The sequence below is a fragment of the Streptomyces sp. WM6372 genome (assembly GCF_001279655.1).
Classification (GTDB): Bacteria; Actinomycetota; Actinomycetes; order Streptomycetales; family Streptomycetaceae; genus Streptomyces.
The window spans coordinates 15788-41911 of record NZ_LGDB01000252.1 but is presented as its reverse complement, the minus strand read 5'-3'; the positions used below and the strand labels follow the sequence as shown (position 1 = coordinate 41911).

The following is a 26124-nucleotide window of genomic DNA, read 5'->3' as shown; positions in this document are numbered from 1 at the left end:
CCCCCACCCTGGCCCGCACCCGCCCCCCGACCGCCGACACCCCGGAACCCGCCTGACACCGAGCCGGTGACCGGGTGTTCGGACGGGTCCACTTCCCTTCCGATCGGGAAAGCTGCTCGTCTATTGATAGTTGGGGCCTGACGGCGACGGCGGCTGTGGATGATGGGCCCGACATGACCGGAGCCCACGCAAGGACGCGCTCGTGTCCGCAGCCCGAGCGGCTGAGCGGACGCTGGCCGCGGGCTGTCGTGTTCACGCTGCTCAGCTCGGCGTTGGCCGTCGTGAGCCATCACCTGGCGTCGGGGGAGCCGATCGCCGGGTGCCGGCTGGCGGGCGGGGCGGCGATCACCTTCGTCCTGTCGTGGCTGGTGGCGCGGACATCCCGCCCTTGGTGGCACGTGGTCACGGCCACCGGAATCGCTCAACTCGGCCTGCACCGCATGCTGTCCGTCCAGCAGGCGGTAGGTCATGGACCGGCCGAGGGTCACGGCGCGGGACCGCACGTCGCGCGCGCCGCACACCACGGCATGTGGGAGATGGCGGCAGCCCATGGTGTGGCCGCATGGGTGATGGCTCTGCTCATGTACCGCGCCGACCGGGAGCTCAGCCGCCTGCCGGAGACGGTGAGCCTCTGGGCCCAGAGGGCGGTGGCAGCCGCAGCCGCGGCCTTCGGCGCCCTCTGCCGCCCGTGGCTCGGGCCCCACCCACACGCCGGGCCCGTGCGGCACGACGGCCTCGCCCCAAGTCCGTTGGCGGCAGCGATGCTCTGCCATGCAGTGGTACGCCGGGGGCCTCCTGCCGGATGTGCAGGAGACGTTCCCCTTGATCCCGGCGGGCAGCGCCCCCGCGGGATGAAGTCCGCCCCCGTACCGAGAGGCTCCTCCATCATGACCGGAACACCCACCCGCCCTCGTCCCCGCACCCTGGCACTCGCGGCCCTCGGCGCCCTGGTGGCCATCGGCGTGAGCGCCGGGCCCGCCGCCGCACACGCCGAGGTCACGGCCTCCGACGCACGCGCCCTCGCCGAGAACGTCACCCTCTCCTTCGCTTCCGAGGCGGAGTCGGACAGTGCGGGCATCTCGGAGCTGCGGGTCGTACTCCCGAAGGGCATCACCCCGGACGCCGTGACGCTGAAGGAGGCTCCCAAGGAGTGGAAGCTCACGGCCACCCCCGACGGCTACACCGTCGGCGGCACTGCTCTGGCCACCGGTGTCGACGCCGAGTACAGCATCACGGTGCGTCAGCTGCCCGACGAGAAGTCGCTGGCCTTCAAGACCCTCGAAACCTACGGCGACGGGAAGGTCGCTCGCTGGATCGAGGTCCCCACCGACGGGCAGAAGGTCGACAATCCGGCCCCCGTGCTCGAACTGAAGGCGGCCGCACCCGGGGCCGAGCCGATCGCCAAGAACGCCCCGCAGACGCCGAGCGCCGTCCCGTCCGTACAGCCGTCGGCGGCGGCTCCTTCCGCTCTCGCCGCTGCCGCGAGCGCGGAGACGGCGAACGGCAAGGAGGCGGGCGGCAATACCGGAGCGGTGCTCGGCGTGGCAGCGGTCGTCGTGGCGCTGACCGCCGCCGGCACCCTGTGGTGGCTGCGCCGCAGCCGCAGCCGGGCCTGACCGAAGTGGCAGGGGCGGGGAGGCCGGAACAGCGGGTGCAATGTACACGGAGAACGCCCGATCCGAGACGCGCGTAACCGGCTTTAGCGGAAGTTGCTTAACCGGCCCGGGGCTGCGTCCGGCGGCACTATGGTCCACATCTCGTCATCAGTCCCAGCCCCGCCGCAGTCCGCCGTGCCGCCTCCCGTGAGCCACACCGTCCGACCGCCGCTCCGCACGATCGAGTCCCGGGCGGCGACGGCCCCGGCTCACGACAGCCACCCCGGAGACCGCTCGTCATGTACACAGGATCACCTCCTGCCAGGAAGCCGCTGACCGTCCTGGTACTGGTCGGGGCCGTACTCGCCCTGCTGCTCGGCGGGGCCGGCCCCGCCCTCGCGCACACCGCTCTCAGCGGTTCCGATCCCGCGGACGGAACCGTCCTCGACGCACCGCCCCGCCAGGTCACGCTCACGTTCACCGAGTCGGTCAGCTTTCCCGACGACGCACTCAGGGTGCTGTCCCCGGCCAACGAACGCGTGAACCCCCGCCCGGCGCGGCATGCCGACGGCAAGGAGAACACGGCCCGGGTGGAGCTGTCCGACAAGCTGCCCCAAGGCACCTACACGGTCGCCTGGCGGGTCGTCTCCGCCGACAGCCACCCGGTCTCCGGCGCGTTCACCTTCTCCGTCGGCAAGCCCTCCGATACCGCCGTCGCGGTGACGACCGGTTCGCCGGACGACACGGTAGTCGGCCGCCTCCACGGCCTCTTCCGCTACGTCGCCTACAGCGGCCTCGCCCTCCTCGTGGGCGCGGCCGCGTTCATCCTCATGTGCTGGTCCGGGGCGGCCGCGCTCCGCCCGGTACGACGGCTGCTGGTTGCCGGATGGGCAACCCTGGCGGCATCCACCGTGGCCCTGTTCCTCCTGCGCGGCCCGTACGAGACGGCGGGACCGCTGACGTCGGCGTTCGACCTGGCCCAGCTCGGCCGAACCGCCACCGGGAGGCCCGGCATCGCGCTGCTCGCACGGCTCGTACTGCTGCTCGCGGCCGCCGCTGTGATGCGGTGGCGCCCGCCTGTGCGCCTCGCCGAGTCGGACGAGGAATCGCAACCGCCGGACCTCGATCTCCGTGTCCGCCTGACCGGGGCAGGGCTCGCCTTGGGCCTGGCCTTCACCTGGACCGCCGCCGAACATGCCTCCGCCGGGCCCCAGGTGCTGCTCGCCGTTCCGGTCGCCGCGCTCCATCTCCTGGCCATGGGAGTCTGGTTGGGCGGGCTGATCACGCTGGTGATCGCCCTGCGACCCCGCGGGACAGCCGGCCACGGCATTCCCGCGCCCGCGGTGGGCCGCTTCTCGACGCTGGCCTTCACCGCGGTCGCCGTTCTGGTCGGCACCGGGGTGTACCAGTCCTGGCGGCAGGTCGGCTCATGGCAGGCGCTGACCACCACGTCGTACGGCAAGACCCTCATCGTGAAGGTCGCCGTCGTGGTCCTCGTCCTGTACGTGGCGTCGTACTCCCGCCGTTGGACCGCCCGCCTCCGCAACGAACCACCACCGGCCGCTGAGGCATCGAGCACGCGCGAACATGATCAGGTGAGAGTGGCGGAGATGGTGGGGGCGCCCGGTTCCCCGGGGGCGACGGGCCTCGGCAGCGCGCCCGACACCTCTGCCGCAGGCCAGACGGGCGATGCCACCGGGGCCCCGCCCGTCGAGGGGGCCGACGGGTACCGGCGTGGCCTGCGCCGCACCGTGATGGCCGAAGCCGCACTCGGCGTGGTGGTCCTGGCGATCACCACCCTGCTCACCGGAACCCAGCCCAGCCGGGCCGCGGCCGCCGAGTCGTCCTCGGTCGCCGTCGGGCAGGAGCCGCAGGTGAAGGTGATCACGCTTCCCTTCGACATGGGGACGGCCAACCACCGCGGCAAGATCCAGATCACGCTGGCTCCGGGACGGGTGGGCGAGAATTCGGTCGAGGCGGTCGTCTACACCGACGACGGCGGCCTCGCCACCGTCCCCGAGCTCCGCCTCGCCCTCACCCAGCCCGACCTGGCGATCGGCCCGCTCGATGCCAAGCTCAAGAACCAGAAGGGGTACTGGGCCACGTACGACCTGCGGCTGCCCATGCCCGGCGAGTGGACCATCGATCTCACGGTGCGCACCTCCGACATCGACCAGATCACCGTGCACGGGACCGTGCGCATCACGTAGCCGCGGCGCTCGATCGGGGCGCGGATGCGGAGAGGGTGCCGGATGCATTGTTCTTGAATGGTCGTTCATGTATTTTCTTCTCATGCCCAGACCGCGAGAGTTCGAGCCCGACGCCGTTGTGAACGCGGCCATGCTGCGGTTCTGGGAGCGCGGGTACCGGGCGGTGTCCGTCGAGGACCTGGTGAAGGCGACCGGCGTCAAGCCCGGCAGCCTCTACAGCGCCTTCCCCGGCGGCAAGCACGCGCTGTTCCTGAAGTCGCTGGAGCGGTACTCGCGGCTGGTCGTCCCCGAGAAGCTGGGCGAGCTGGAGGCCCCGGGCGCTTCGGTGGGCGAGGTCCGCGGCTACTTCGACGGACTCGTCCGCGATCTGCTCAGTCCCGAAGGCCGGCAGGGCTGCCTGCTCGTCAACACGGCGATCGAGAACGCCGCCGAGGACGACGAGGCGGCGGCCGTCGTCCGCGGCCACCTGGCGCGGCTCGAACGGTGCATGACCCACGCGCTGGAGAACGCGGCCCGCAGGGGGCAGGTCCGAGCCTCCCTGGACTGCGCCGGCAGCGCCAAGCTGCTGGTCGCCGCCTGCCAGGGGCTCATGGTCGTCGGGAAGGCGAACCCCGACGAGGTGCTCCTGCGCGCGATCGTCGACAACGCCTTCGCCGCTCTCGCCTGACGGCGAGGCGTACGGGCCACCGTTCGAGGTGGCCCTTTTCTTCGCACCAATAGTTGAATGAGTGCTCAAGAATGGAGCTGGGACATGAAGGCCATCGTCATCTCCGCCCACGGCGGCCCCGAGGTGCTCACCCTCACCGAACTGCCCGACCCCGTGCCCGCCGACGGCGAAGTGCTGATCCGGGTCATGGCGTTCGGCCTCAACCACGCCGAGGCGTACATGCGCAGCGGCGCCTGGGGGAAGGTCGCCGCCGTACCCGGGATCGAGTGCGCCGGGGTGGTGGAGGACGACCCGTCCGGTGAACTCCCCGCCGGAACGAGGGTGGTGGCGATCCTGGGAGGCATGGGACGGACCCGCAACGGAAGTTACGCGGAGCTGGTGACCGTGCCGGCGACCAACGTGGTGGCCGTGCGCACATCCATGGACTGGGCTGATCTTGCGGCGGTGCCCGAGGTGTACGCGACGGCCTGGAGCGGCCTGTTCGGCAATCTGGACCTACGGCCGGGCGAGACCGTCCTGGTGCGGGGAGCGACCTCCTCACTCGGCCAGGCCGCCCTCAACCTGGCGGTCGACCACGGCGCGACCGTCTTCGCCACGACCCGGGACCCGCAGCGGGCACCACTGCTGAAGGAGCTCGGGGCCGCCGACGTCCTCATCGACGACGGCGCGCTCGCCACCCGGGTCGCGGAGCGGCAGGCCGGCGTCGACGCGGTGTTCGACGTCGTCGGCAACAGCGTCCTGCGCGACTCGCTGGCCCTGGTCCGGCCGCGCGGCCGGGTGTGCCAGCTCGGCTTCCTGGGCGGATTCGACCCGGTACGGGACTTCGACCCGATCGCCGATCTCCCCAGCGGAGTCCGCCTCAGCTTCTTCGGCAGCGCCTTCGTCCTGGGCACCCCCGCATTCCCGCTCACCGACGTACCGTTGGACGAGATCTACGCCAAGGTCGACGCCGGTGCCCTGCGGGCCCGTCCCACCCGGGTCTTCCGGTTCGACGAGATCGTCGAGGCCCACCGGACCATGGAGGCCGGGGAAGCCCTCGGGAAGATGGTCGTCACCGTCAGCTGAAGCGCCAGATGCCCGGCCGCGCCGGCTCCGCGCTCCCGCGCGAGAGGGCCCTGCGCTACTCCTGAAATTGCTCAGGGCGCATCGATCTCTTCGCGGTCGCCGATGGGCCGTACTCGGAGGGACTCCGCCCGATACTGCACAGCCGCCACCTCGGGCGGGTCTTCGCGGCGGCCGTACCCTTGACCACCACCCAGCTGATCGAGACCGCGAAGGAAGCGGATCGACTGAGCGGGCGTGAGGACCACGGCGTATGGCAGCCCGTCTCGCAGGGCTTTGCCGAGGAGTGCCCGGACTTCCCCTGACAACAAGCGCCGCCGTGGGCGTACTCGCCTGCGTCCTCCCCGTATACCACCGGACGCAGGCGAGTACGTGCACCATGACCACATTTTCGCGGCTTCCCCTCAGACGGGGATCCAGGTGCACGAGACAGGATCACTCAGTGCCAGGGTTGCCGTTTCCGCGACCTCAGCATTCGTAGGCGTACTCCGCCTTGCCCTTGCCGGGGTCCCAGGTGAGGGCGCGGGTCTTGCCGGGGTTGATGTCGATGCAGGTCGGGTCCCACGACCAGTCCACGGAGACCGTGGCCCAGACCTTGTAGCTGCAGATGTTCTTCACGGTTGCCCGGCCGGCCGCATTGCTGACGAGCGACGCGCAGCCGTCCATGGTCGCGACAGGGCTGGCTGCGGTGGCCGAGGATGTGCTGCTCCGGTGCACGTCGGCCGCCGCCGGGGTAGCGGCGAGCGCGGTGGTCAGGGCGACGCCGGCCACCATGGATGAGAGCACGGCCGTCCTCTTGGTCTTGAACACAGGATTCCCTTCATGGGATCAGCGGATGAGCCGGGCACCGCACGGCAGACGGACACGGCCTGCACATCTCCACGGACCGTGCGCTGGTGGGCTTTCCGGCGGATTGCCTTTGGACATGACCAGATTCGGCGCGCCCGACGGCGGAGTCGACTCGTTTCGGGCTCCTCCGAATCGAGCGGAGCCGTCAGGATCGTCCCGCGGCAATCACTCTTGGCCCGGGGAGGACGAGGCATGCTGCGGTTGCACTTCACCACCGAGGACCTGGCCAACGTGCAGCTGGCCGTGCTGGGTCCGCTGGCCGAGACCCAGCTCGCCCTGGGGAACCTCCAGCGACGCGACCGTCCAGTGGTGTTCGGCAGCTGGAGGTCCCGCTCGGCGGCTTCCATCAACTCCGACGGCCGGGACGTGGCCCGCTTCCTCGCCGCGCCCCGAGCGGGTCCGGGCGGCCAGGGGCAGGTCGACCTGTTCACTCTGACCGGCCCTGCTGCCACCATCGACGAGGGCCTGGACCGACTGCGCGGGGTGCCGTGCCGAGACGTAAGAGAAGAATTCACCGTCCACCCGGGCCTCAACCGGCGGCGAGTGCCGTGGCTGGGCCAGAGCCTGAGCGGTGCCCGCGGATCCTGCAACCGGCTGGCGGATACCCTGGCTCACTGCCACGACGTGCTCCTCGCCCCGTACTGGGACCGCATCCATGACCACCTGCACTCCGAGCAGGCACTCCGCACGCGGCTCATGGCGCAAGGCGGGGTAGCGGGGCTGTTCGACGGCTTGCGGCCCCTGCTCTCCTGGAAACCCCCCGTTTTGGAGATCCCCTCCTACCAACCTCTGCTCAGCCGAAGTGACTTCCCCGTCGCGGGCCGTCACGTGATCCTCGCACCATCCGTCCAGTGCGGGCCCGTGCCGCAACTGTTCGTCCGTCCCGACCGGCCGAGTCTGCTGCTGATCTACCCCGCGCTCGACGACCCGGCGGATGCCTGCCGCTTATGGGAACCGCCGATCCGGCACTCCAGCCCGAACGCCGGCATACCCGGCCCGTTGAAAGCGCTCCTGGGCCGCACTCGCGCCACCGTCCTGTGCGTGATCGCGGATCATCCTGCCTGCACGACGACCCAGCTTGCCCGGCACGCCCACATTTCCCCGGCCAGTGCCAGCGAACACGCCACCACCCTGCGCCACGCCGGACTCACCGCCCTCAACCGCCATGGCAAGAGCGCGATCCACTCCCTCACCCTCGCCGGTCAGACACTTCTCACCTCCACTGCCCCGTAAGGGCGGTTCGTGCAGGTCGAGGACCATCCCGAGGGGGAACCCGGCTTTCACTGATCTTCCTGGCCAGGAACCGCACCGGTACGGTGATCCGCGCGGCGTCCTCGGCCGGCCCGTGCGCACCGAGCAGCCCCAGTACCGCGGCGCGGATCCGGGGCTCCGCGGCGATGAGCGGTACCCCGAGCCTGCAGCCGCCGACGCCGACGCCGACCTGGTCGAGGCGCTGGACCGCGGTCAGGACTGCCTGCCCGCCTGCCCGCCTGCCAGTCCGTGACAGCCCGACCAGCCGGATGGCTGTGCATGCCGGTGGCCGATTCGCCGGGATTCTCACCGGCGCCCATGCCGGCCCGCATCCGGGCCGCGATCCGACCGAACTCCTCGTCCGGGGGCCGGTCGCCGTGGTGGGGCGCGTCGGTCCCGACGACCGCGAGACCTTCCGCCCCGCCCCGGGGATCTTGCCCGGTGGGCGCGGCCGGGCCTTCAGCGTCGCAGGTAGGCGAGGACGGCGAGGACCCGCCGGTTGTCCTCGGCCGAGGGGGCGATGCCGAGCTTCGCGAAGATGCTCGCGGTGTGCTTGGCGACGGCGCTCTCGCTGAAGTGGAGTGTTCCCGCGATGGCGGCGTTGGAGCGGCCCTGCGCCATGAGTTCCAGCACGTCGCGTTCGCGCGGGGTGAGGGCCGAGATGGTGCCGCGGGCCTCGCCCCGCGACAGCAGCCGTCCGATCACCTGCGGGTCCAGGACGGTGCCGCCCGCGGCGACGCGGCGTACGGCGTCGATGAACTGGCCGGTGTCTGTGACCCGGTCCTTCAGCAGGTAGCCCACCCCGCCGTCGTCGCCCGACAGGAGCTCGTTCGCATAGAGCTGGTCGACGTACTGCGACAGCACGAGCACCGGCAGACCGCGATGGCGGCGCCGGGCTTCGAGGGCGGCCTGGAGGCCCTCGTCCGTGTAGGTCGGCGGCAGGCGCACGTCGACGACCGCCACGTCCGGTCGCTCCTCCAGCAGGGCGCGCGAGAGACCGGGGCCGTTGTCCACGGCGGCGACGACGTCGAAGCCGTGCTCGGTGAGCGTGCGGACCAGGCCGTCCCTCAGAAGGAAGAGGTCTTCGGCAAGGACGACGCGCACGGGATCTCCAAGGTGACTGTGGTCGGGCCGCCTTGCGGGCTGTGCAAGACGAGGGTTCCGTCGAAGGTAGCCAATCGCCCTCGGACACCGAGCAGCCCGGTCCCCCGGGAGGGGTCCGCGCCACCGCGGCCGTCGTCGGTGACGGTGACGCGCAGCCGCGGGCCGCCGGCGCCCGCGGCGTCGTGTGCGAGGGCGATGTCCACGCGGCCGGCACCGGAGTGCTTCGCCGCGTTGGCCAGCAGCTCGTTGACGGCGAAGTAGGCGGCCGACTCCACAGCGGCGGCCAGCCGCCCGGCCAGCCGGACCTCGACATGCACGTCGAGGAAGCTGTCGAGGGCCAGGGAGCGCACGGCGTCGCCCAAACCGCGGTCGGTGAGGACGGGCGGCTGGATGCCGCGGACCAGGCCGCGCAGGTCCTCGAGCGCCCGTCCGGACAGTTCGCGTACCTCGATCAGCGCGGCCCGGGCGGCCGGCGGATCGTCCTCGAGCAGACGCGTCGCGCTGTCCAGGCGCATCCCGAGGGCGACGAGCCGGGCCTGCGCCCCGTCGTGCAGGTCCCGCTCGATGCGCCGCAGCTCAGCCGCCCGGTCGTCCAGCACCTCGGCTCGGCTGTCCGTCAACTGTCCAATACGGCGCTGGAGTTCGGTGGTCCGCGGGCCGGCGAGCAGTCGTCGCCCCCACCGCGCGTGCAGGCCCAGGACGGGCGGCGCGAGGAGGAGCCCCGCCACCGTGAAGCCGAGGCCCAGCACGAACGCCGCGAGCATCAGGGCGGTGCTGTGCACGGGGACGAAGGCGTACCAGTTGCCGTCGTCCAGGAGCCGCCACACGAAGGGCTGCACGAGCACCCCGAACAGCCCGTACACGGTCAGGGACGGCGGTACGGCGACCAGCAGACCGCCCACCACGGGCTCCAGCCACGCCCAGGTCAGGTCCCGCCAGAACCCCGCGTCGGCCAGGACCGCGCGCGTCCCCGCGGTCCTCGGGAGCGGATCCGGCGCAGCGATCCGCACCCCCGACCACTGCGCCGCCCGCTGCCGGGCGCGGTCACCGCACCGGCGCAACGCGGCCGCGGCGGGCGGCAGCACTCGGAAGCCCAGGCCGACGGGCAGCAACAGCAAGGCTCCCACGACGCCCGCTCCGATGGCCGCCACCCACAGGCCCAGCAGACCGGCGAGCTGGCAGCGGCCGACCGCGGCCGTGCGACGGGACAACTCCCTACGGAGCCGGCGAAGGTTCGAACTCATGTCCCGTGCAGGGTAGCCGGTACAGGCGCCGCCGGGTCCGGTGCACGCCGACCCGCCCGCAGCGCCGCCACGATCACGGCCACGGCCACGGCCAGACAGGACAGCCCGAAGCAGACCATGGGCAGGACCGCCCCTGACTCCTCGTCCATGAAGAGGAGCAGTCCGAGGTTGACCAGGGCGTGGAAGCCACCCGCGAGCAGCAACCGCCGCCACCCGCCCGTTCCCTCGAGCGCGACGCCCAAGACCACCGACATCGCCACGGTGGCCACGAGGAACCCGGCGGCGTAGGCGGGAGCCCGCCCGAAGACCGGCACGTGCCAGGCCCCCCACAGCACTCCCACCGCCACCGAAGAGGCGAGCGTACCCAGCCGGGTGCGCAGCAGCGGCTGGAGGAAACAGCGCCAGCCGACCTCCTCCCCGCAGGCCCCCACCAGCTGGGCCGCGGCGATCAGCGCGAACGAGTGGTGCAGCGAACCCGGCGGCGTGAAGCGCGCCTCCCCGCCGACCGCCTTGTACCCGAGCACGGCGAGCGCGACGATCAGCCCGGCAGCACCGAGCAGCACCACACCGCTGACGGATCGAGCGCCCGCTCCCGTCTCCGCGCCCCGGAGCAGCGCACGCGTCTGCCGGCGCCGGTACAGTGCAGCCGCACCCACCGCGAGGGCCGGCCCGAACTGGGTCAGCTGCACGACCTCGTCCGGTACACCGGTCGCCGGCTGCGCCGCCCCCAACGCTCCGGCCGCCACGAAGGCCACGGCAGTGAACACCCCCACCGTGCTCCACACCGCGACACGCTCCGCCCGCCCCACAGAGTCGCCATCCGTGCGTCCCATGAGCATCTTCCCTGTCCGTCCGCCGCATCAGTACCCGGACCACGATGCCGCCCGCCACCCGACGAACCACTGCACCTGGCAACCGGGTTGGGGTGGAGCTGGATACACCCGTTGCCGGTCAGCACGCGCCCGTCGGTGACGCCTCGTGCGCCGGACCATGCCGTTGCGCGGGTGAGGAAGCCGGTGCGGGTCGGGCGATCTCGTCGGGATTCCGCCCGGCGTGCGACGGCTTGGAGGATGCTCCTCGCCAGTCATGTGCGACGCGCTTCAGGCCGGCCAGTCGACCTGCCCGTTCTTGACGTGGAGTACCTCCGGAACCTCGGCTTCATAGGACCTGAGGGATCCGATCCCGACTCCGCTGTCCCCGAGCAGGTTCGTTTCGTGAGCCCTCGTGGCCAACCAGCAGAGCAGCTCGCCGACCTTCTCGAACTCGTCCGGATGGACCTCCTGGCGGGACGTCAGCGACCAGCCCTGCCCCGGCAGATCCGCGCGACTGGTCAGTGCGGAGGAGAGCACGCCGCCTACCCGCCATGCCGCGCCGTGCCCGGCCAGCAGCGGGTACGGCTCGTCCTCGATCACTGGGATCCCTGAGTCGTCCACCACGACGACGGGGAACTCGGTGACGATCGACAGGCGTTCCGGTTGGGGTCCGGTTCCCAGGTGCCAGTTCAGCTCGGCGAGTTCCTGCTCGGAGATCTCGTCCCGCAGGTCGACGGCGATCATCAGTTCATGGATGTCACTCACCTGGTGAACCCTACGGTCGGCCTCCGACAAGGCGAGCGGCGCCGGCAGGCTCGTCAGTGACCTGGGCCCTGGTACTCACGCTTGGTTGAGTACCTCCGCTCCTGTGCCGGGCTCTACGGTCGTGTGGGATCGGGCCATGAACGAAACCGCCCCCCTCCGATGCCTCCGGCCGACGCGGCCGCAGGAAGGGACCGCTCGCGCCTCTGGTCCGTACTGTGCGCCGGCTTGTTCGTCCCGGCAGTGTTGGCGGCCGGTGTGGTGGTCCTGTCCTCCGAGCGCGCGGCGCGTTGCCTGACGTACGGAGAGGAATGCACGGCAGGACTGCCCGGGGTGCTGTTCGGCTGGGCTGCCGGCCTTGGCGCAGTCGCGTTCGTCGTCGCCCTGGCCGCGCCCGTCGGACGGGTACGGCAGGTGGCGCTCGCCGCCCAGCTTCTCGCGGAGTGCGCGGCGCTGCTGGTGGTCCTCAGCTACGCGTGACCACCGCTCGCGTTGTGCTGTCCTGCCCGGCGGACGCCGAGTGCGAGGAACTCGGCTTCGACAGGGGAGGGAGTCGTGCCCCGCCCTCCGCAGCCGCATGTGATTCCCCAAAGGTGAGACAGCGGCGGCCACCGAGGTGACCGGATCCCACCCACCCCTGAACCGGTTCGGCGAGACCGCTCCCAGCGGCGCGCCTCCCGCTGCCTGGCCGACAACCCGCTGGCCGAACCCCCGTGCCGCTCCTCCTTGACACCTGTGCGGCCTATCGCCCGGCAGAGGGGAGCCCCTCGACGCCTGTTGATGCCGGGACACGGGTGCGCGCCGTGGTAGGGGATGTCAGAAGCCGAAATCGGCCTGTGATCGCGAAAGGTGCCGCCTGTGTCTCAGGAGCAACACAAACCGGGGCCACGGCGGCGGCTGCCCGTGAAGGCGGCCTTGCCCGGCCGCCACCCGCACGAGGACGAGACGGCCGTCACCGACCGGGTGGTCTTCGGTGTGACGGCCGTGCTGACCTTGGGCTTCGTGATCTGGGGTGTCACGGCCACCAGCTCGCTGGAGAGTGTCTCCGACACCCTGCTGAACGGCCTGATGCACAACGCCGGCTGGGCGTTCGTCCTGGCAGCCTCGGGGTTCGTCGTCTTCGCGCTCTGGCTCGCCATCAGCCGGTACGGACGGATCGAACTGGGCCAGGAGCACGAGAAGCCGGAGTTCAGCACCGTCTCCTGGGTCGCCATGATGTTCAGTGCCGGCATGGGCATCGGCCTGATGTTCTACGGCGTCAGCGAACCCCTCGCGCACTACACCGATCCGCCGCCGGGCACCGACCCCGCCGACTCGGCGGACGCCATGCAGACGGCGCTCGCCACCACGCTCTTCCACTGGACGCTGCACCCGTGGGCCATCTACGCGGTGGTCGGCCTGGCCATCGCGTACAGCACCTTCCGACGCCGCAGGCGGCAGACGATCAGCGCCGTTTTCGTCCCGCTCCTCGGGAAGAAGCGCGCCGAGGGCGCGCCCGGCCGGGTGATCGACATCTTGGCGATCTTCGCCACGCTGTTCGGCTCGGCCACGTCGCTGGGACTCGGCGCGCTCCAGATCGGCAGCGGCATGCACGAGGTGGGCTGGCTGAACAAGGCCGGGACGGGGCTGCTCGTCGTCATCATCGGCGTGCTGACCGTCTGCTTCGTCTTCTCCGCCGTCTCCGGAGTGGAGAAGGGCATCCAGTGGCTCTCCAACATCAACATGGTGCTGGCCGTCATCCTCGCGGTCTTTGTGTTCGTCGTCGGCCCCACCATCCTGGTCCTCGACCTGATCCCCACCTCCCTCGCCGCGTACTTCGACGAGCTGCCCCAGCTGATCGGCCGCACCGAGGCGTCCACCGGCGGCAATGACGTCGCCGACTGGCTGAGCAGCTGGACGGTCTTCTACTGGGCCTGGTGGATCTCGTGGACGCCGTTCGTCGGCATGTTCATCGCGCGCATCAGCCGGGGCCGCACGATCCGTCAGTTCGTCGGCGGCGTCATCCTGGTGCCCAGCAGCGTGAGCCTGGTCTGGTTCGCCATCTTCGGCGGTACGGCCATGAGCCTGAAGGAGCAGGGAAAGCTCGGCGGCGCGACCACGCCCGAGGCGCAGCTCTTCGGAGTGCTTCAGGAGTTCCCGATCGCCGGTGTGATGAGCCTGCTGGTGATGATCCTGGTCGGCATCTTCTTCGTCTCCGGCGCCGACGCGGCGTCAATCGTGATGGGTACCCTGTCCCAGAAGGGCACCTTCGAACCCGACCGGTTCGTCGTCGTCTTCTGGGGTGTGGTGACCGGTGGTGTGGCGGCCGTGATGCTGCTCGTCGGTGAGGGCAAGGGCGAGGCTCTCGCGGGCCTGCAACACTTGACGATCCTCGTCGCGGCCCCGTTCGTCCTGGTGATGATCGGCATGTGCTGGGCCCTCTTGCGCGACCTCCGCCAGGACCCGCTGATCGTCCGGAGCGAACTCGCGGAGGAGGCGGTGGAAGAAGCCGTGATCGCGGGCCATGAGAAGTACGCGGGCGGGTTCGAGATCCGCATCGGCCCGGCGCAGGACGAGGCACCCGGCAAAACGAAGGACGACCGCGAACGCAAAGACCCGGGATCCCCACCCCCGACCCCCTGACGGGTACACCCGCCGTACGCCGCCCGGCCGGGCCGGGCCCCGCGCCACGGCCCGGCTTGCGCGGGGGACTCTATGAAGGGCGACGGGGACATCGAAGCCATCAGCGGACACAAGCAGGGGCCGGCCCGGGACAAGGGCTCCACGGGCTTCGCCCCGGAGTTCGGCGCGGATGCGGAGATCGCGGACGCATGGTCCGATCGCGCTCGGGAAAGGCACTGCCGGAGGACCAGTTGCTGCCCAAGCTCGGGCTCGCCGAGCTGGCGTTTTTGAGCGAGAACCAGGGGGCGCCTACCAGCGGGCACACCGAGTGCCAAACGAGACGTACACATGGCAGAAATCGGGACCGCTGGACAAGCGTGGAGACTTCGAAGGGGAACGGTAAATGGCTGCGATCGTTTATTTCCGGAAAATCTCGGAGACCGACGAGCTCGTGGAATACGAATTCGGTGACGACCCCGACGACTTCGAGCGGCGATTGACCGTGGACAGGGCGTCCTGCACCTCGACGGTCCAGGACGCGCAGATCGACTACACGTTCCTGAAAGCCTCGCGGAAGCTCAACGCGCTGCACACGGAGCGGGGTGTGTGGCCGGAGCGGGGGATGAGCGTGAGCTGATCTCGGCTCGCTGGGTGAGGCTGGGGTGGGACTGGCGGTCGTGGTGCCGGGGCAGCCACCCCGTACGTTAAGTGCTGAAGGCCCTGCCGGCCGGTCAGGGGCGCTTCCGGCGGCGGTACGCGCTTGCCTTCGACCGACGACCTGGACCGTCCTCGCCGATCCTGGACCTGGGCCACCGACGAAATGGCCGGCCACGGGGTGCGGAATCGCTCGACCTCTCCGTGGCCGGAACCGGTCCCAGATACCGCTGTCCATTGACATCCAACTCAGTCGCCGTGTCGCCGAACCCAGCCGAGGATGTTCTTGACCTCGGCGTGCCAGGATGCCGGGAACACGACCGTCAGCGCGTCGAAGGACAGGGGCTAGCCATGATCAGTGGTGCGCATGTCATCCTCTACAGCCACGACGCCGAGGCGGACCGTGCTTTCATCCGCGACGTCCTCGGTTTCCCCGGCGTCGACGCGGGCGGTGGCTGGCTCATCTTCACGTTGCCCCCGTCCGAGATCGCCGTGCACCCGGCCGATGGCCCACCCCGGCACGAGTTCTACCTGATGTGCGACGACCTTGATTCCCAGCTCGGCGAGTTCCGCGCCAAGGGCGTCGAGATCAGCCGCCCGGTCAGCGAACAGCGCTGGGGAAGACTGACTGCGGTCCGCCTTCCCAGCGGCGCCGAACTCCCGCTGTACGAACCACTGCACCCCACCGCCCACGGCTTGTGACCCCACAGCACTCGGCGCGGCCCATCCCACGACGCGTCGCAGATACTCCGTCAACGAACTCAGCCGTTGCAGGTCAAGGCGTCGCGACCGACTCACTTCCATGACACCGGACACCCGCACCGGCCATGCGACCGGGCCGCCATCGTGCCATCCCGCGTTCGACGGGTGCCCGGGCCTGGGCCCGTGCTCGGTTGACTGTGCGCTGGGTCGGGGACAGTTCGCCGCCGGGAGGCCGTCGGCGCCCGGTGGTCACCCACGGTCCGGCTCCTGGTAGGCGCGGTCGGCGAGGACAGGAACACCCCGGCGTTCGCAGATCCGGATGATCCGGTGCGCGCGGGCCGCTTACGGCACGGAGCGGGCGATGCCTTGATGTTGGTCCTGGCGAGACCGGTGAAGGTCCCCGGCCCGGCTGTCCCGTGACCGGCTGGCACGGCCGTGCACCGAAAGCAGTCCGGCCCGTGGGGGAGTTTCGTCACGCGGGTGGCGGGTTTCGTGACGGATGGGCGGTGTCCGCCTGCGGGAGTGTGTCCCTCGGGGATTTCGTGTGCGGTAGGCGCGGGAGCGGCATTTGGGGGAGCAAAAGCGGGCCGGTCGGCCGGTGGCTCGTGCTGAGGTCCGTGTGGGCAGGGCCGCGCCGCAGACCGTGCGCGGAGGGTACCGGGTCGGGCCGGACGGTATCCGGGGCGGCTTCCGTTGCGGGTACGGGCAGGGGCGGGGATGCCGGATGGCGGGTGAGTCCTTGTCGTTCGGCGATGACGCCTGCTTCGAAGCGGCTGGGGGCGCTGAGGGCGTCGAGGAGTTCGGAGACGTGCCGGCGGCAGGTGCGCAGTGAGATGCCGAGGCGGCGGGCGATGGTGTCGTCCTTGATGCCTTTGGCGACCATGACCAGGATGGTCTGTCCTCATGGTCTGGGAGACGGTTTGGGTGGCGTGGGGTCCGGTGGCGTAGGGGGTGGCGTGCTGGTAGAGGCTGCGCATGCGGATGCCGCGTTCGGGGAGGGCGAGGTCGCGGGGGAGGGCTTCGCTTACAGCGGGGACGGGGAAGGAGCCGCCGTCTTTGGAAACCAGGACTTCGCTGTGGCAGGAGTCGATGACCTCGGTGAGCAGCGTGCGGACCGCGAACTTGTCGGGCAGGCGGTCGATGGTGCCCTGCGGGAAAGCGTGCTGGCGGGCCTGGAGGTAGACGGGCATGAGGGCCGCGAGTCCGTCGTGCTGCTCCTGGATCTGCCGGCGCTGGGTACGCAGGGCTTCTTCTTGGGCGCGGAGGGCGGCGTCGCGGTCGGAGAGCAGTTGGTTCCGGTCTCGGCGGCGGCCCGGGACAAGGCGGCGGGGGTGAGGCTCTGGTGGACAACGGTCCAGCGGTAGAGCAGGACCGCGGCGCTCCCCGGTTCGGGTATGCCCGTAGGCCCGCTGTCACCTGACGCGTTGCCCATGGGACCCCTCCTAAAAGTGCATGGCACACAGATGACGCCCCGTGGGACTGCCGCGGGCGGCGCCGGGTCGGCACAGTGGTGATCACAGCCGGCACAAGCGGCCGGCGACCAGAGCACGACACCAGCGGACTGACCGCTGCCGGGCGACACAGCAGGAGTTGACGCACATGCGGGGAATCACGGCCCGGGCACTGGTGGCCCTCGTACTGGCCGCGGGCATCGGATGGGGCGGCGCCGCCGTTTCCGCCGCTTCGGACAGGCCCGGCGCCGGCCACCGCGTCAGGGCCGACGCGGAACTTCCCGGGTGGCTCGACCCGGGCAAGGACTGCCCCGTGACGACCGCGTGGGGCGACGAGCGCTGCCCGCCCCGGCAGTACTAACGCGGTGCGGTCCGCATCGTTAGCGGCTCCTGACAGAGTCCCTCCATCTCATCTCCTGCCTAGGAAAGGCGCCGACCTTGCCACGCTCCGACGTTCTTCACCCACGCACCAGGACGCTCGCCACGCTGATGGCGATGGCCGCGCTCGTCGGCTTGCTGATCGGCCTGCCGGCATCGCCGGCCGCAGCGGACGCGCCCAACGCCCACACCATCGCGACCTACAACTCGCAAGGCGCCCGCTGGTCCGACGTCCGGCAGCTCAGCAACGAGAACGACATCGTCGCCGTCCAGGAGGCGGGGTCCGAACCGAGTTTGTACGGCATGATCCTCCAGCAGTCCTACAACCGCAGCGGTTACACCGTCCACCTGTATCGCTGGGGCGCCCGCTACGTGTACTGGATGAGTCCGCTGGGAGACACCCGCGTCAACCTCGCCATGGTCACGCACACCATGGCCCACGAGGTCCACGTCGCCCCGCCCGGCCGGGCCGGCGCCCGCCCCGCGCTGGGGCTGCGCTTCGACGACGACATCTACTACAACGTGCACGCGCTGGCTTCGGGAGCGCACAACGAAGCGCAGGAGCTGGTACGCCAGGTCCGCAACCAAGCGACCGCGGCGGGCCGCGCGTGGACCGTCATGGGCGACTTCAACCGTGACCCGGACCAGGGCATGCACACCCTCGCCGCGGGTCTGGGCGCCCAGGTCTACCACACCGGCGATGCGACCCAGCAGAGCGGCGGCGAACTCGACTACATGATCTCCTCGCGCGTGCTGGCGAACTACCGCGGGGTACGCATGGGCGGCCGCAGCTCCGACCACTACCCGGTCTACTTCCGCACGCAGATGGTGGCGAACGGGTCCGTGGTCGAGCTGATCAGCGACAGCGACCACGAGAAGTACCTCACGTTCGAACGCGGGAGCAACGCCAACGGCACGCACCTGGTCAGCGACACCTGGAACCCCAGCAAATCCCAGTGGAAGCTGCGCAGCGTTCCCGGCGCCGGCAAGTACGACTTCAACTTCGTCAACAGGTCGACAGGCAAATGCATCGACGTCGACAACGGCCGCTTCGCGAAGATGGGCGACGGCCTCAACGAATGGGACTGCGAGGGGCAGACCTCCCAGGTCTTCAGCATCTACTACTGGGGCGAGGAGCCGGGGACCTGGCTGATCAAGCAGAAGAACACCGACTTGTGCGTGAACACCACGGGCGCCAAACCCAGGGTCATCTCCCTGTGGACGTGCGCTGACGGCACCCCCAGCCAGCGCTTCCTGCCGCACTTCTACGGCTAGGATCGTCCACTTCCGGTATCGGCTGCCGTCAGGTCAGGCCGAATCCCGGATGACCAGCCGCGGCTCGAACAGCACCGGCGTGGCGGCTTCCACCGCGGTCCCGACCGCCATGGGAGCCGCCACGGCGTCGAGCAGCATCCGGACCATCTCCGCCGCCATGTTTTTCACCGGCCGGCGTACGGTCGTCAGCCGCGGCCGGCAGGAAAGGGCGGTACTGGAGTCGTCGAAGCCGACGACGGCCACGTCCTCCGGGATCCGCCTGCCGTGCTCGCGCAGCACCAGGCAGGCCATCAGGTCGTTGGCCGCGAACACCCCGTCCAGATCCGAGTGTTCGGCGAGCAGCTGACGCATGACCCCTTCGCCGCCCTCGACCGTGAAGTCCGCCCCGGCGACGGCGAGCGGCTGCCCCGCGTTGTCGTCGGTCACCGACGTCCCCCAGCTACCGCTGGGAGGTGCCCCCACCGCGTCGATTCCCTCCTCCGCCTTGCGATCGCACGCACCAGACCTCGCCAGCCCCGCCCTTCGGGCGGCCGACGCTACTTTGACGACACTCCCTAGGCCTGTGTGATGTCGTGATCAGCAGAGCCTCGCGTACCAGCCGACGATGAACGGCGTACGTGCGGGCCAACGCCCGCATCCACAGCCCCTCCTGCCAGGAGCCACGGCGGATCCGCAGGAACGGCTCCTGCCTCGACAACTCCATCCGGCGTCACTCTCACGCGGTGGCCCACCACGACCCCCGCCACCCGCCGTTCGGTGGGGCAAGATGAGACCGGAACAACCCGGCGGGACCGGTGCTGGCGCAGCGGCGCAGGCCGCGAAGTTGGTGCCAGGCACGGCGGCGTTGCGCGTAGAGGATGACGTCGTCGTTCGGCCAGCAGTTGGCCGTCCGCTCCCTCTGGCCCGGCCGAAGGCGGCCGCGCGCCGCTGGCGGGCCGGTCGCTCTGGACTACGCGTGGCCCAGGGACGCCACGGGTAACTCCACTGCCGCCACGGCCGGGTCGGCGGCAGCCGTGGAGACGGTGGTGGTGCGGAGGGGCAGGGGGCGAGTGCGGGCAGGCCGCGCCGCAGCCGGGTGGTGACCACGCCCCGGGTGTAGCCATCGGGGCGGGCCGGCGGGAGAGCACTCCGATTCACCGCAGCCTCGGCGTCGCGCATGGCCAAGGCGGTGAGGGACGTTCATGGGCCAGGGCGCCGCTCACCTGTGCATGCGGGTGCCCTTGAGGACCTTGTCCACGGAGTTGCGCGGCCCGTGGACGGCGATCCCGACCAGGTCGAGCTGGTCCTTGCCCACCGCCGCCACCGCTGCCCGGTTCGCGCGGTCGTGACCCGTGCCGAACAGGTCCGAGGTGAACACCGCGGTCGGCAGTCCGCGCCGCACCGCGCGCTCGTGCGCCGCCGTCACCGCTTCCTTCCCGCCCTCGAAGACCAGAACGGGCTGACGGAACATGGGCAGGTAGGGGGTGCCATCGGCGTCCTGGTACGGCTCGCCGACCACCTCGGGGAGGACCGTTCCGAGCCCGCTGACGAGGAACGCGGTGACATTCAGCCGCTGCCACGTCTCCAGGTCGTCGCGCAGCAGCACCGCGATCTTGGTGTCGAAGCGCACGGGCACGTCCGCGCCTCCCGCTTCGACCCGCTCGTCGTTCTCGTTCTTCGTCTCGTTGCTCATGGACTGAGACTGCCGGGCTCGGCCTCGCGCGGTCTTGTACGTTCTTTGCGTGCAGCCCCAGCAGGAAGTCTCGGCCTGGCGCCCGCGGGTCGCGGGTGTCGTCGAGGTCTTCCACGCCCGTTTCACCGCGCACGCGTACCCCATGCACGTCCACGACGAGTGGACCCTGCTGATCGTCGATGACGGCGCCGTCCGCTACGACCTGGACCGCCATCGGCGCGGCACCCCAGGCGGTACCGTGAGCCTGCTCCCGCCCCAGGTTCCGCACAACGGCTCCGCCGCCACCTCACACGGGTTCCGCAAGCGCGTCGTCTACTTCGACACGACGGTGCTGGACGAGCGCTTCGTCGGCGCCGCCGTAGACGGTCCGGACCTCGCTGACTCGGTCCTGCGCCGGCGCGTCGGGCAGCTCCACAGGGCCCTGACCTCTCCTGGTGACGAATTCGAGGCGGAGAGCCGGCTGGCCCTGATCGGCGAGCGGCTGCGCGTACTGCTCCAGCCGCGACTCGAACTTCCGGGTGACCACACGGCATCGCTCGGCGCCGGCACCCGCCAGGGCATCGCGAGCAGCCTGCGCGAACTTCTCGACGAGCGGGTGGTCGCGGGCATCTCCCTGCCGGAAGCGGCCGGTCTGGTTCAGGCCCACCCCGCCCATCTTGTTCGCTCGTTCAGCGCCGCCTTTGGCATCGCCCCGCACCAGTACCTCATCTCGCGCCGAGTAGCCCTGGCTCGCCGACTGCTCCTCGATGGCCGCCCGGCCGCCGAGGTGGCGGTGGAGGCGGGATTCCACGACCAGTCCCACTTCACCCGGCACTTCAAGCGAATCGTGGGCACCACCCCCGGGCGCTACGCCTGCTCCGCCGCGTCCTGCTACTGAGGACTTCGGGCAAGGCGTTCGCCTGACATCCCCGGCCTCTCGAACCGAGATACGGACACCTCGGATCGAGCGCGCTGCCCGGTGTGCGATGGCAATGTCCCTTGGCCAACGAGACCATCGCCGACCTGATGCGGAACCTGCCCCACCTCGACGGTGATCTGGAAGTAATCGGAGCGAACACCCCTGAGTGGCCAGGGGTGGGGTGCCGGCCTCGGGCCGTGGTCGCGGTCAGGGCGAGGAACTGGGGGGTGGTGTTCACGGCCCGTACGGGACGCCGAGCGGTGCGGCGAACCGCGACTGCCAGCCTTCCTCCGTCAGCACCACCAGCTGGACCGCCGCCGCATGGGTGCGTAGCGGCAGCAGACTGCCGACCACAGCGCGGACATCGGCGGCAACTGTCGCGTCGTCCGCACCCATGGCGACCGTGACATGGGCAGCGGGCCGAGTCCCGAAGCGGCCGTTGTACGGGCGCAACCCGGGCCAGTGAGCGCGGAACGCATCAACGATCGGTTGGAGTTCCGGAACGGTGACGCCGACGAAGCCGGACGCCGTCACGAGCTCCTCCAAGAGCAGATCAACTGCCGGAAAACTCGCCGCCAGGGAACGCACGACCTTCTCGTCCTGACCTGTCAGCTCCGATTCCGGCACGAACGGGTAGAGGAGCGAGACGTGCGCCGGCATCCCACGACGCACCAGAGCCGGGTCGATACGCCACGCCGCATCGAGGAGCGGGGCGGCATCGGGCAAGACAATGACGACGGCAGTGGTCCCTGGATCTGGCATACCGTCATCATCGCAGGCCAGCCCGCCACTGCGCCCACCGCGCTCCGAGGTGTGCGAGGGCGGCGAGTTGGGCGTGGTCGAGCCGCGGGTAGCCGTCGTGGAGGTTGACGGGAGCGGCCATGACGAGCAGCGGGAGGCGGCCGCGAGGCCCGCAGACACGCACACGACTACGAACGACTCGTCCAGCACTCCGAAACCCCCCTCATCACCGGGGCGGCCATCACCCTCATGACCCGCCGGATCACCAAGGACGTAAAGTTACGACCCGCACCGCCTCACGGAACCACAGCGCCAGGTGGTGGACGCGGTGAAGGACCCCGCGAGGAACATCGCCAGCCTGGACGACGCGGGAGAGCGTTGCGATGAACGAGACGAAGATCGAGACGAAGAACCAGACGAAGAACCAGACGAAGAAGCAGACCGAGCAGCGTCCCAGCCCCGCTGCGAGTCGGACAGGCACGGTCGTGTGCTCCCTCGTCCTCACCATGGGCAACTTGGTGACGGCTTACCTCGAACTGCTCGCGTACGCAGTCGAACCGGCAGGCCCCTGGGACAGCGAGGCCATCGCCCACTCCAACTTCGCAGCAGGCCTGGCTCTGGTCCTGGCCGTCGTGACGGCACTGCTGTCATGGGTGTTCATGAAGGCCGAGTGGCTGCGCAGGTGGTGGATCGCCGTTCCGGCGGCCCTGGTCCTGGCCGCGATTCTGCGCCTGACGCTCCTCGCGCCTGACTTCTGAGAGCTCGCGGCGAGCCGTCCTGCGCGTACGCCGGGTGCAGCTGGACAGATCATGCCTGCAGAGCCCGCTTCTTCACGCTGGCAGCTCGGGAACCGCGGAGTGGAGTCTCGCGCTTGAACCCCATCAGGCGGAGCGGGAGGTTCCACATTGCGCACTGCCCACAGCCTGCGCCGTTGGCCCGCAACGCCTGCACCAGCCGGGACCCGCCCGTTTCGCAGTGCTGCAGCGGTTCCAGCGGCGCGGACGCCCACTACTACCGGCGCCGTCGGGTAGGAGGGGACGGACTGGCACGTGCAGGCGCTCCGGCACTTGTTCAACCGGTTGCCCGGCCGGCTCCACCACTGCCGTCAGGCCCGAGTTCCCGTCGACGAATCCATGGCCTTCCCCGCCGTTTGTGCTGGACAGGCAGCCTGAGCAGAGGAACGCGGCGCGACTGACGCTGTCGTTGGGATGCAACGGTAGGTATGACGGTCTTCCACTGCGCGAAGTGCGGTGCCGAACTCACCCCGGACCTGCGGGACTTCAGGGCATCCCGGACGCCTCCGTGTGTGACCGGGACCGGCACCGGACACCCAGGCGGTGTCCGCGCCTATGACCCGGGCTCGTCTCATGCCGCCCGCCATGTGCATGTGCGGGGCTGGCGTGGCAACTCCTGCGGCCGACCGCATGGGCCCGCACGAGCTACACCTGGATCCCCTTCGGACGTACGCCTTCACGCCCGACGCATCCCTGTGATCATGAATCTTTTGAAGCCTTCGGACCGGTGTCCCTCCCGGACTCCTTGACTCCTTGACTGCATGAGGCGCTTTCCCACGCGGTAGCCGAGTGGAGAGTCTTTGTCCGACCGGCGCAATACGTGCCTGGGAGGTGCGGGGGACCGCGCTGTCGGTGGCCGCTGCCATGATGGCGGGCATGACGATCAAGGAAGTATCACGTCACGCGGTCTCAGAACAGCGGATCGAACCGGCCCTTGCGGACATGTGGGGTCGGGCCTTCAGCTTGTGGCACAACATGCGCTACGGCGACAAGCCGCTACGGCGAGGGCTCAGGGAACTCGGCGAGGAACTGGCCGACCACGTCGCCGCGCGCACCGTGCCCGATCCCGCCCTGCGTACACCCGACTCGCGCGCCGCACTGATCACAGCCGCGGAATGTGCCATGGGCGTGCTGAGTCTCGCGTGTTTCCCCGACGGTGACTTTTCGGTACCCCTCACGCTCGTGGCGAAGACGCTCAGCAGCGAGGAGCTCCACTACGAGGAGAGCTGGGAGCCGACAAACCCGATGACCTCGGCGCGGACGTGGACGGAAGCGTTCGCGTGGTCCGTGATCAGTGGACTGATATGGGAGCGGAAACTGGTGATCGGCCCTCTGCTGCGCGAGGACTATGCGCCCGCCATCCGTGACGGCGTTCCGTACTCGGAGCGGGAGTCGGTGTCCGACCCGGCCGACCTCGCAGAGATGGACGCGTTGTGCGGCTACCTGACCGTCGTTCAGGGGCCGTATCCCGGCGCGCTCCCCGGCCCGGTGCCGCTGGGCAAGCCGGACACCGCCGAGCGGGCGCGTACGGCCGAGCAGCTCGATACGGCCGGGACGCTGACGCCGGACCAGCGGCTGTTGCGCGTCCTGCTCGACGACGACCAGGCCGCGTTCGAGCGGGCCCTTCAGGAACGACTCGTGGCGCATCGCGAGAGCGTCGGCGCCGACCCGGCCGCCCGGAGCCTGCTTCCTGTGGGGGCCGTCACGCTGGCCGCCCTCGCCTGTCTCGCGCACGGCTGGCAGTTGGGCACCCGGTCCGCCTATATACCGGAAGCGCTGGTGAGTGCCCCGCAGCAGTAGACGGCCGGCGCCCCGCTGACACACCCGGCGCACGACCAGCGTGGACGTCAGCGCGATGAGGCTTGGAGCATGGCCGCTCGGCCGGCATCAACCGGTCATGGGGCGATGTTCATCGCTGCGTGGATCTGGTTGAGGTGGATGAGGATGTCGTAGGCCCGGGTGATGGCGAGGGTGGGGAGCGGGTCCTTCTTGAAGGACGAGCCGGCCTCGTACGTGGGGCGGGGGGTGTTCAGCCAGGTGCGGCCCGCGGCGGGCAGGGCGCGCAGGTCGAGGTAGTAGTCGCGGTGGTGCACCCGGTCCAGGGTGTACTCCTGCATGTCGGGGGTGGCTGCGGGGACGGTGACCTTGTTCCAAGGGCTGCCGAGGGTGGTCGCGGTGAGGAACGAGCCGCGGCCGAAGGTGAAACCGATGGCGGCGTAGTCCCGGCCGAGGGCCTCGCGCAGGAAGGCGCCCTGGGTCGTGGGGTACATCACCGGGTCGGTGGCCAGGTAGCCCACGTGGCCGTTGTGCGCCGAGAGCAGCATCTTGTCGCCGGTCCGGCGGTGCCACCAGGCGGTGTTGTCGGCCATGACCCGGTCGCGGAGGTGCTCCGCGGCGGACACCGACGTGGGGTCGGACAGGTCGAGCGAGGCGAACTCGAAGGTCTGGGCGATGCTGCGGGCGTGCTGCTCGGCCCATTCGTAGGCGTCGCCGCCGGCCCCTTTGTGCGCGGTGACCAGGTCGAACGCCTTCTGGGCGGTGGCGGCGTTGAGGCGACGCTCGGCGACGGGCTTGCGCAGGTAGGCGAAGACGTCGTCGAGGGGGCGCAGGCCCGCGTACAGCTCCTCAAGGAGTGCGACGTTCTGGGGGTGGCTCGTGCGGACGTACGAGAGGACCCGGTCGAAGACGGCGTCGCCGAGCTTGGGCGCTCCGATGTCGTTGCCCATGAAGTGGACCTTGCGGCCGGGGTGGCGGTCGTTGTAGCGCCGCATCCAGGCGATGAGGCTGACGAACTCCTCGCGTTCCCAGGGCGATCCGGCCAGGGTCTCCATGGCGATCCGCCGGGCGTCGCCGGGACCGCCCTGGAGGTACTCGTCGATCCGCAGGCCGGCCGTCCAGCTCATCTCCAAGCAGAAGGTGGTGAAGCCCTTCTCCTCGACGAGGCGACTGAAGACGCGTTGCTTCATGGCGAAGAACTCGTGCGAGCCGTGGGTGGCTTCGCCCAGCCCGACCACCTTGGCGTCGCCGATCATGGCGTCCAGCGCGCGCAGGTCCGTGGTGCTGCCGCCGGGTTCGGTCGAGCGCAGGGGGTGGGCGGCGCGCTCCAGCGCGCGGAGCGCCTCGGCCTGCCCGCCTTTCGCCGCCGGGGTGGGGGGCGGGGTGGCGGGCGGGGTGGGTGCGGTGGTGGCGGAGGCCGTGGGGGCCAGCAGGGCCGTGGCCGCGAGTCCGGCCGTCGCGGCGAGCATCCTCCGTCGGCCGATCTTTTGGTGGTGCGCGGTCATGCTGAACTCCTCGGCTCGTTCGTGTTCCCCTGGGCGGTGAAACGATCATGGCCTGAGGTAGGAGTGGGACGCGCTGGGGGCTTCCTCCGGGTTCGACCGGGGGATATCCCCCCTTTCCCGT

The 26124-nt window shown here is 70.2% G+C and carries 26 protein-coding genes and 3 pseudogenes; 18 read left to right on the top strand and 11 right to left on the bottom strand.

Annotated elements, in window-relative coordinates; all coding sequences use genetic code 11:
• The first annotated feature begins 887 nt into the window (after positions 1 to 887).
• The 5 genes from ADK52_RS38545 to ADK52_RS44715 all read left to right on the top strand — a co-directional run bounded on the left by ADK52_RS38545 (position 888) and on the right by ADK52_RS44715 (position 5839).
• The gene (locus ADK52_RS38545; RefSeq protein WP_053694512.1) at positions 888 to 1616 is read left to right on the top strand and encodes a DUF1775 domain-containing protein; all 729 of its coding nucleotides are present in this window, start codon (positions 888 to 890) and stop codon (positions 1614 to 1616) included.
• Positions 1617 to 1894: 278 nt separating this feature from the next.
• Positions 1895 to 3805 (top strand): copper resistance CopC/CopD family protein, encoded by a 1911-nt coding sequence (locus ADK52_RS38540; protein WP_053694511.1) that lies wholly within the window; start codon positions 1895 to 1897, stop codon positions 3803 to 3805.
• Between the two features lie 82 nt (positions 3806 to 3887).
• Positions 3888 to 4472 (top strand): TetR/AcrR family transcriptional regulator, encoded by a 585-nt coding sequence (locus tag ADK52_RS38535; RefSeq protein WP_063784056.1) that lies wholly within the window; start codon positions 3888 to 3890, stop codon positions 4470 to 4472.
• Between the two features lie 57 nt (positions 4473 to 4529).
• The gene (locus ADK52_RS38530; protein ID WP_234344435.1) at positions 4530 to 5537 is read left to right on the top strand and encodes a zinc-binding dehydrogenase; all 1008 of its coding nucleotides are present in this window, start codon (positions 4530 to 4532) and stop codon (positions 5535 to 5537) included.
• 179 nt (positions 5538 to 5716) lie between these two features.
• Positions 5717 to 5839: a hypothetical protein gene (locus ADK52_RS44715; protein WP_267887325.1), complete on the top strand. Its 123-nt coding sequence runs from the start codon at positions 5717 to 5719 to the stop codon at positions 5837 to 5839.
• A gap of 163 nt (positions 5840 to 6002) precedes the next feature.
• Here the strand turns inward: ADK52_RS44715 and ADK52_RS38525 are convergent, their stop codons facing one another.
• Positions 6003 to 6344, bottom strand: coding sequence for a hypothetical protein (locus tag ADK52_RS38525; RefSeq protein ID WP_053694508.1), 342 nt, complete (start codon positions 6342 to 6344; stop codon positions 6003 to 6005).
• A 231-nt stretch (positions 6345 to 6575) separates the two neighbouring features.
• Between ADK52_RS38525 and ADK52_RS42015 the strand changes: the two genes are divergently transcribed.
• A complete protein-coding gene (locus tag ADK52_RS42015; protein WP_053694507.1) occupies positions 6576 to 7616 on the top strand; it encodes an ArsR/SmtB family transcription factor in 1041 nt (346 codons plus the stop codon).
• A gap of 112 nt (positions 7617 to 7728) precedes the next feature.
• On the top strand, positions 7729 to 7887 hold the full coding sequence (locus ADK52_RS43240; protein WP_199828619.1) for a hypothetical protein: 159 nt from the start codon (positions 7729 to 7731) through the stop codon (positions 7885 to 7887).
• Between the two features lie 206 nt (positions 7888 to 8093).
• Here ADK52_RS43240 and ADK52_RS38515 read toward each other — a convergent pair whose 3' ends face one another.
• The 4 genes from ADK52_RS38515 to ADK52_RS38500 form a co-directional block, all read right to left on the bottom strand.
• Positions 8094 to 8738, bottom strand: coding sequence for a response regulator transcription factor (locus ADK52_RS38515; RefSeq protein WP_053694506.1), 645 nt, complete (start codon positions 8736 to 8738; stop codon positions 8094 to 8096).
• Positions 8702 to 9982, bottom strand: a complete 1281-nt coding sequence (locus tag ADK52_RS38510; protein WP_078988932.1) for a sensor histidine kinase — start codon at positions 9980 to 9982, stop codon at positions 8702 to 8704. The genes ADK52_RS38515 and ADK52_RS38510 overlap by 37 nt, the downstream gene beginning before the upstream one ends.
• On the bottom strand, positions 9979 to 10815 hold the full coding sequence (locus ADK52_RS38505; protein ID WP_107090281.1) for a CPBP family intramembrane glutamic endopeptidase: 837 nt from the start codon (positions 10813 to 10815) through the stop codon (positions 9979 to 9981). The genes ADK52_RS38510 and ADK52_RS38505 overlap by 4 nt, the downstream gene beginning before the upstream one ends.
• Before the next feature lie 267 nt (positions 10816 to 11082).
• Positions 11083 to 11559 carry a hypothetical protein gene (locus ADK52_RS38500; protein ID WP_053694505.1) on the bottom strand — a complete coding sequence of 159 codons (477 nt, stop codon included), beginning with the start codon at positions 11557 to 11559 and terminating at the stop codon, positions 11083 to 11085.
• Positions 11560 to 11784: 225 nt separating this feature from the next.
• Here ADK52_RS38500 and ADK52_RS38495 point away from each other — a divergent pair, with 225 nt between their 5' ends.
• From ADK52_RS38495 to ADK52_RS38480, 4 genes are all read left to right on the top strand, one after another.
• Complete coding sequence (locus ADK52_RS38495) at positions 11785 to 12036, top strand: hypothetical protein (RefSeq protein ID WP_234344434.1); 252 nt, start codon at positions 11785 to 11787, stop codon at positions 12034 to 12036.
• Between the two features lie 417 nt (positions 12037 to 12453).
• The gene (locus tag ADK52_RS38490; RefSeq protein WP_053694516.1) at positions 12454 to 14178 is read left to right on the top strand and encodes a BCCT family transporter; all 1725 of its coding nucleotides are present in this window, start codon (positions 12454 to 12456) and stop codon (positions 14176 to 14178) included.
• 382 nt (positions 14179 to 14560) lie between these two features.
• Positions 14561 to 14794, top strand: a complete 234-nt coding sequence (locus ADK52_RS38485; protein ID WP_053694503.1) for a hypothetical protein — start codon at positions 14561 to 14563, stop codon at positions 14792 to 14794.
• Positions 14795 to 15162: 368 nt separating this feature from the next.
• Positions 15163 to 15513: a VOC family protein gene (locus tag ADK52_RS38480; RefSeq protein ID WP_053694502.1), complete on the top strand. Its 351-nt coding sequence runs from the start codon at positions 15163 to 15165 to the stop codon at positions 15511 to 15513.
• 142 nt (positions 15514 to 15655) lie between these two features.
• Here the strand turns inward: ADK52_RS38480 and ADK52_RS41010 are convergent.
• A pseudogene (locus tag ADK52_RS41010) lies at positions 15656 to 15855 on the bottom strand (transposase family protein); the annotation flags it as partial.
• Positions 15856 to 15985: 130 nt separating this feature from the next.
• A complete protein-coding gene (locus tag ADK52_RS45195; RefSeq protein ID WP_078988931.1) occupies positions 15986 to 16396 on the bottom strand; it encodes a response regulator transcription factor in 411 nt (136 codons plus the stop codon).
• Between the two features lie 73 nt (positions 16397 to 16469).
• On the opposite strand from ADK52_RS45195, the gene ADK52_RS38470 reads away from it, so the two are divergent.
• From ADK52_RS38470 to ADK52_RS38460, 3 genes are all read left to right on the top strand, one after another.
• The gene (locus tag ADK52_RS38470; protein WP_078988930.1) at positions 16470 to 16877 is read left to right on the top strand and encodes a hypothetical protein; all 408 of its coding nucleotides are present in this window, start codon (positions 16470 to 16472) and stop codon (positions 16875 to 16877) included.
• A 235-nt stretch (positions 16878 to 17112) separates the two neighbouring features.
• Positions 17113 to 17325 carry a hypothetical protein gene (locus tag ADK52_RS38465; RefSeq protein ID WP_053694499.1) on the top strand — a complete coding sequence of 71 codons (213 nt, stop codon included), beginning with the start codon at positions 17113 to 17115 and terminating at the stop codon, positions 17323 to 17325.
• 134 nt (positions 17326 to 17459) lie between these two features.
• The gene (locus tag ADK52_RS38460; RefSeq protein WP_159046135.1) at positions 17460 to 18617 is read left to right on the top strand and encodes an RICIN domain-containing protein; all 1158 of its coding nucleotides are present in this window, start codon (positions 17460 to 17462) and stop codon (positions 18615 to 18617) included.
• A gap of 33 nt (positions 18618 to 18650) precedes the next feature.
• Here the strand turns inward: ADK52_RS38460 and ADK52_RS38455 are convergent.
• Together ADK52_RS38455 and ADK52_RS38450 are read right to left on the bottom strand one after the other, a co-directional pair.
• Positions 18651 to 19025 (bottom strand): annotated as a pseudogene (locus ADK52_RS38455) (substrate-binding domain-containing protein); the annotation flags it as partial.
• A gap of 790 nt (positions 19026 to 19815) precedes the next feature.
• Positions 19816 to 20289, bottom strand: a complete 474-nt coding sequence (locus ADK52_RS38450) for a DUF2000 domain-containing protein (protein ID WP_053694496.1) — start codon at positions 20287 to 20289, stop codon at positions 19816 to 19818.
• Positions 20290 to 20338: 49 nt separating this feature from the next.
• Here ADK52_RS38450 and ADK52_RS38445 point away from each other — a divergent pair, with 49 nt between their 5' ends.
• On the top strand, positions 20339 to 21166 hold the full coding sequence (locus tag ADK52_RS38445; protein ID WP_053694495.1) for a helix-turn-helix transcriptional regulator: 828 nt from the start codon (positions 20339 to 20341) through the stop codon (positions 21164 to 21166).
• A 255-nt stretch (positions 21167 to 21421) separates the two neighbouring features.
• Here the strand turns inward: ADK52_RS38445 and ADK52_RS38440 are convergent, their stop codons facing one another.
• The gene (locus tag ADK52_RS38440; protein ID WP_053694494.1) at positions 21422 to 21949 is read right to left on the bottom strand and encodes a 2'-5' RNA ligase family protein; all 528 of its coding nucleotides are present in this window, start codon (positions 21947 to 21949) and stop codon (positions 21422 to 21424) included.
• A gap of 147 nt (positions 21950 to 22096) precedes the next feature.
• On the opposite strand from ADK52_RS38440, the pseudogene ADK52_RS40995 reads away from it, so the two are divergent.
• The 3 genes and pseudogenes from ADK52_RS40995 to ADK52_RS38430 form a co-directional block, all read left to right on the top strand.
• Positions 22097 to 22195 (top strand): annotated as a pseudogene (locus tag ADK52_RS40995) (IS5/IS1182 family transposase); the annotation flags it as partial.
• A gap of 116 nt (positions 22196 to 22311) precedes the next feature.
• Positions 22312 to 22686: a hypothetical protein gene (locus tag ADK52_RS38435; protein WP_053694493.1), complete on the top strand. Its 375-nt coding sequence runs from the start codon at positions 22312 to 22314 to the stop codon at positions 22684 to 22686.
• A gap of 912 nt (positions 22687 to 23598) precedes the next feature.
• Positions 23599 to 24522, top strand: a complete 924-nt coding sequence (locus ADK52_RS38430; protein WP_234344433.1) for an immunity 49 family protein — start codon at positions 23599 to 23601, stop codon at positions 24520 to 24522.
• Between the two features lie 95 nt (positions 24523 to 24617).
• Here ADK52_RS38430 and ADK52_RS38425 read toward each other — a convergent pair whose 3' ends face one another.
• Positions 24618 to 26003: an erythromycin esterase family protein gene (locus ADK52_RS38425; protein ID WP_053694492.1), complete on the bottom strand. Its 1386-nt coding sequence runs from the start codon at positions 26001 to 26003 to the stop codon at positions 24618 to 24620.
• Positions 26004 to 26124: the final 121 nt, after the last annotated feature.

What these genes read in the sequence shown, in the direction of transcription:
- ADK52_RS38545 (WP_053694512.1), top strand. Translation starts at nt 888, where the DNA reads ATGACCGGAACACCCACCCGCCCTCGTCCCCGCACCCTGGCACTCGCG.
- ADK52_RS38540 (WP_053694511.1), top strand. Translation starts at nt 1,895, where the DNA reads ATGTACACAGGATCACCTCCTGCCAGGAAGCCGCTGACCGTCCTGGTA.
- ADK52_RS38535 (WP_063784056.1), top strand. Translation starts at nt 3,888, where the DNA reads ATGCCCAGACCGCGAGAGTTCGAGCCCGACGCCGTTGTGAACGCGGCC.
- ADK52_RS38530 (WP_234344435.1), top strand. Translation starts at nt 4,530, where the DNA reads ATGAGTGCTCAAGAATGGAGCTGGGACATGAAGGCCATCGTCATCTCC.
- ADK52_RS42015 (WP_053694507.1), top strand. Translation starts at nt 6,576, where the DNA reads ATGCTGCGGTTGCACTTCACCACCGAGGACCTGGCCAACGTGCAGCTG.
- ADK52_RS38510 (WP_078988932.1), bottom strand. Translation starts at nt 9,982, where the DNA reads ATGAGTTCGAACCTTCGCCGGCTCCGTAGGGAGTTGTCCCGTCGCACG.
- ADK52_RS38505 (WP_107090281.1), bottom strand. Translation starts at nt 10,815, where the DNA reads ATGGGACGCACGGATGGCGACTCTGTGGGGCGGGCGGAGCGTGTCGCG.
- ADK52_RS38485 (WP_053694503.1), top strand. Translation starts at nt 14,561, where the DNA reads ATGGCTGCGATCGTTTATTTCCGGAAAATCTCGGAGACCGACGAGCTC.
- ADK52_RS38480 (WP_053694502.1), top strand. Translation starts at nt 15,163, where the DNA reads ATGATCAGTGGTGCGCATGTCATCCTCTACAGCCACGACGCCGAGGCG.
- ADK52_RS45195 (WP_078988931.1), bottom strand. Translation starts at nt 16,396, where the DNA reads ATGGTCGCCAAAGGCATCAAGGACGACACCATCGCCCGCCGCCTCGGC.
- ADK52_RS38465 (WP_053694499.1), top strand. Translation starts at nt 17,113, where the DNA reads ATGCGGGGAATCACGGCCCGGGCACTGGTGGCCCTCGTACTGGCCGCG.
- ADK52_RS38460 (WP_159046135.1), top strand. Translation starts at nt 17,460, where the DNA reads ATGGCCGCGCTCGTCGGCTTGCTGATCGGCCTGCCGGCATCGCCGGCC.
- ADK52_RS38450 (WP_053694496.1), bottom strand. Translation starts at nt 20,289, where the DNA reads ATGAGCAACGAGACGAAGAACGAGAACGACGAGCGGGTCGAAGCGGGA.
- ADK52_RS38440 (WP_053694494.1), bottom strand. Translation starts at nt 21,949, where the DNA reads ATGCCAGATCCAGGGACCACTGCCGTCGTCATTGTCTTGCCCGATGCC.
- ADK52_RS38435 (WP_053694493.1), top strand. Translation starts at nt 22,312, where the DNA reads ATGAACGAGACGAAGATCGAGACGAAGAACCAGACGAAGAACCAGACG.
- ADK52_RS38430 (WP_234344433.1), top strand. Translation starts at nt 23,599, where the DNA reads ATGACGATCAAGGAAGTATCACGTCACGCGGTCTCAGAACAGCGGATC.
- ADK52_RS38425 (WP_053694492.1), bottom strand. Translation starts at nt 26,003, where the DNA reads ATGACCGCGCACCACCAAAAGATCGGCCGACGGAGGATGCTCGCCGCG.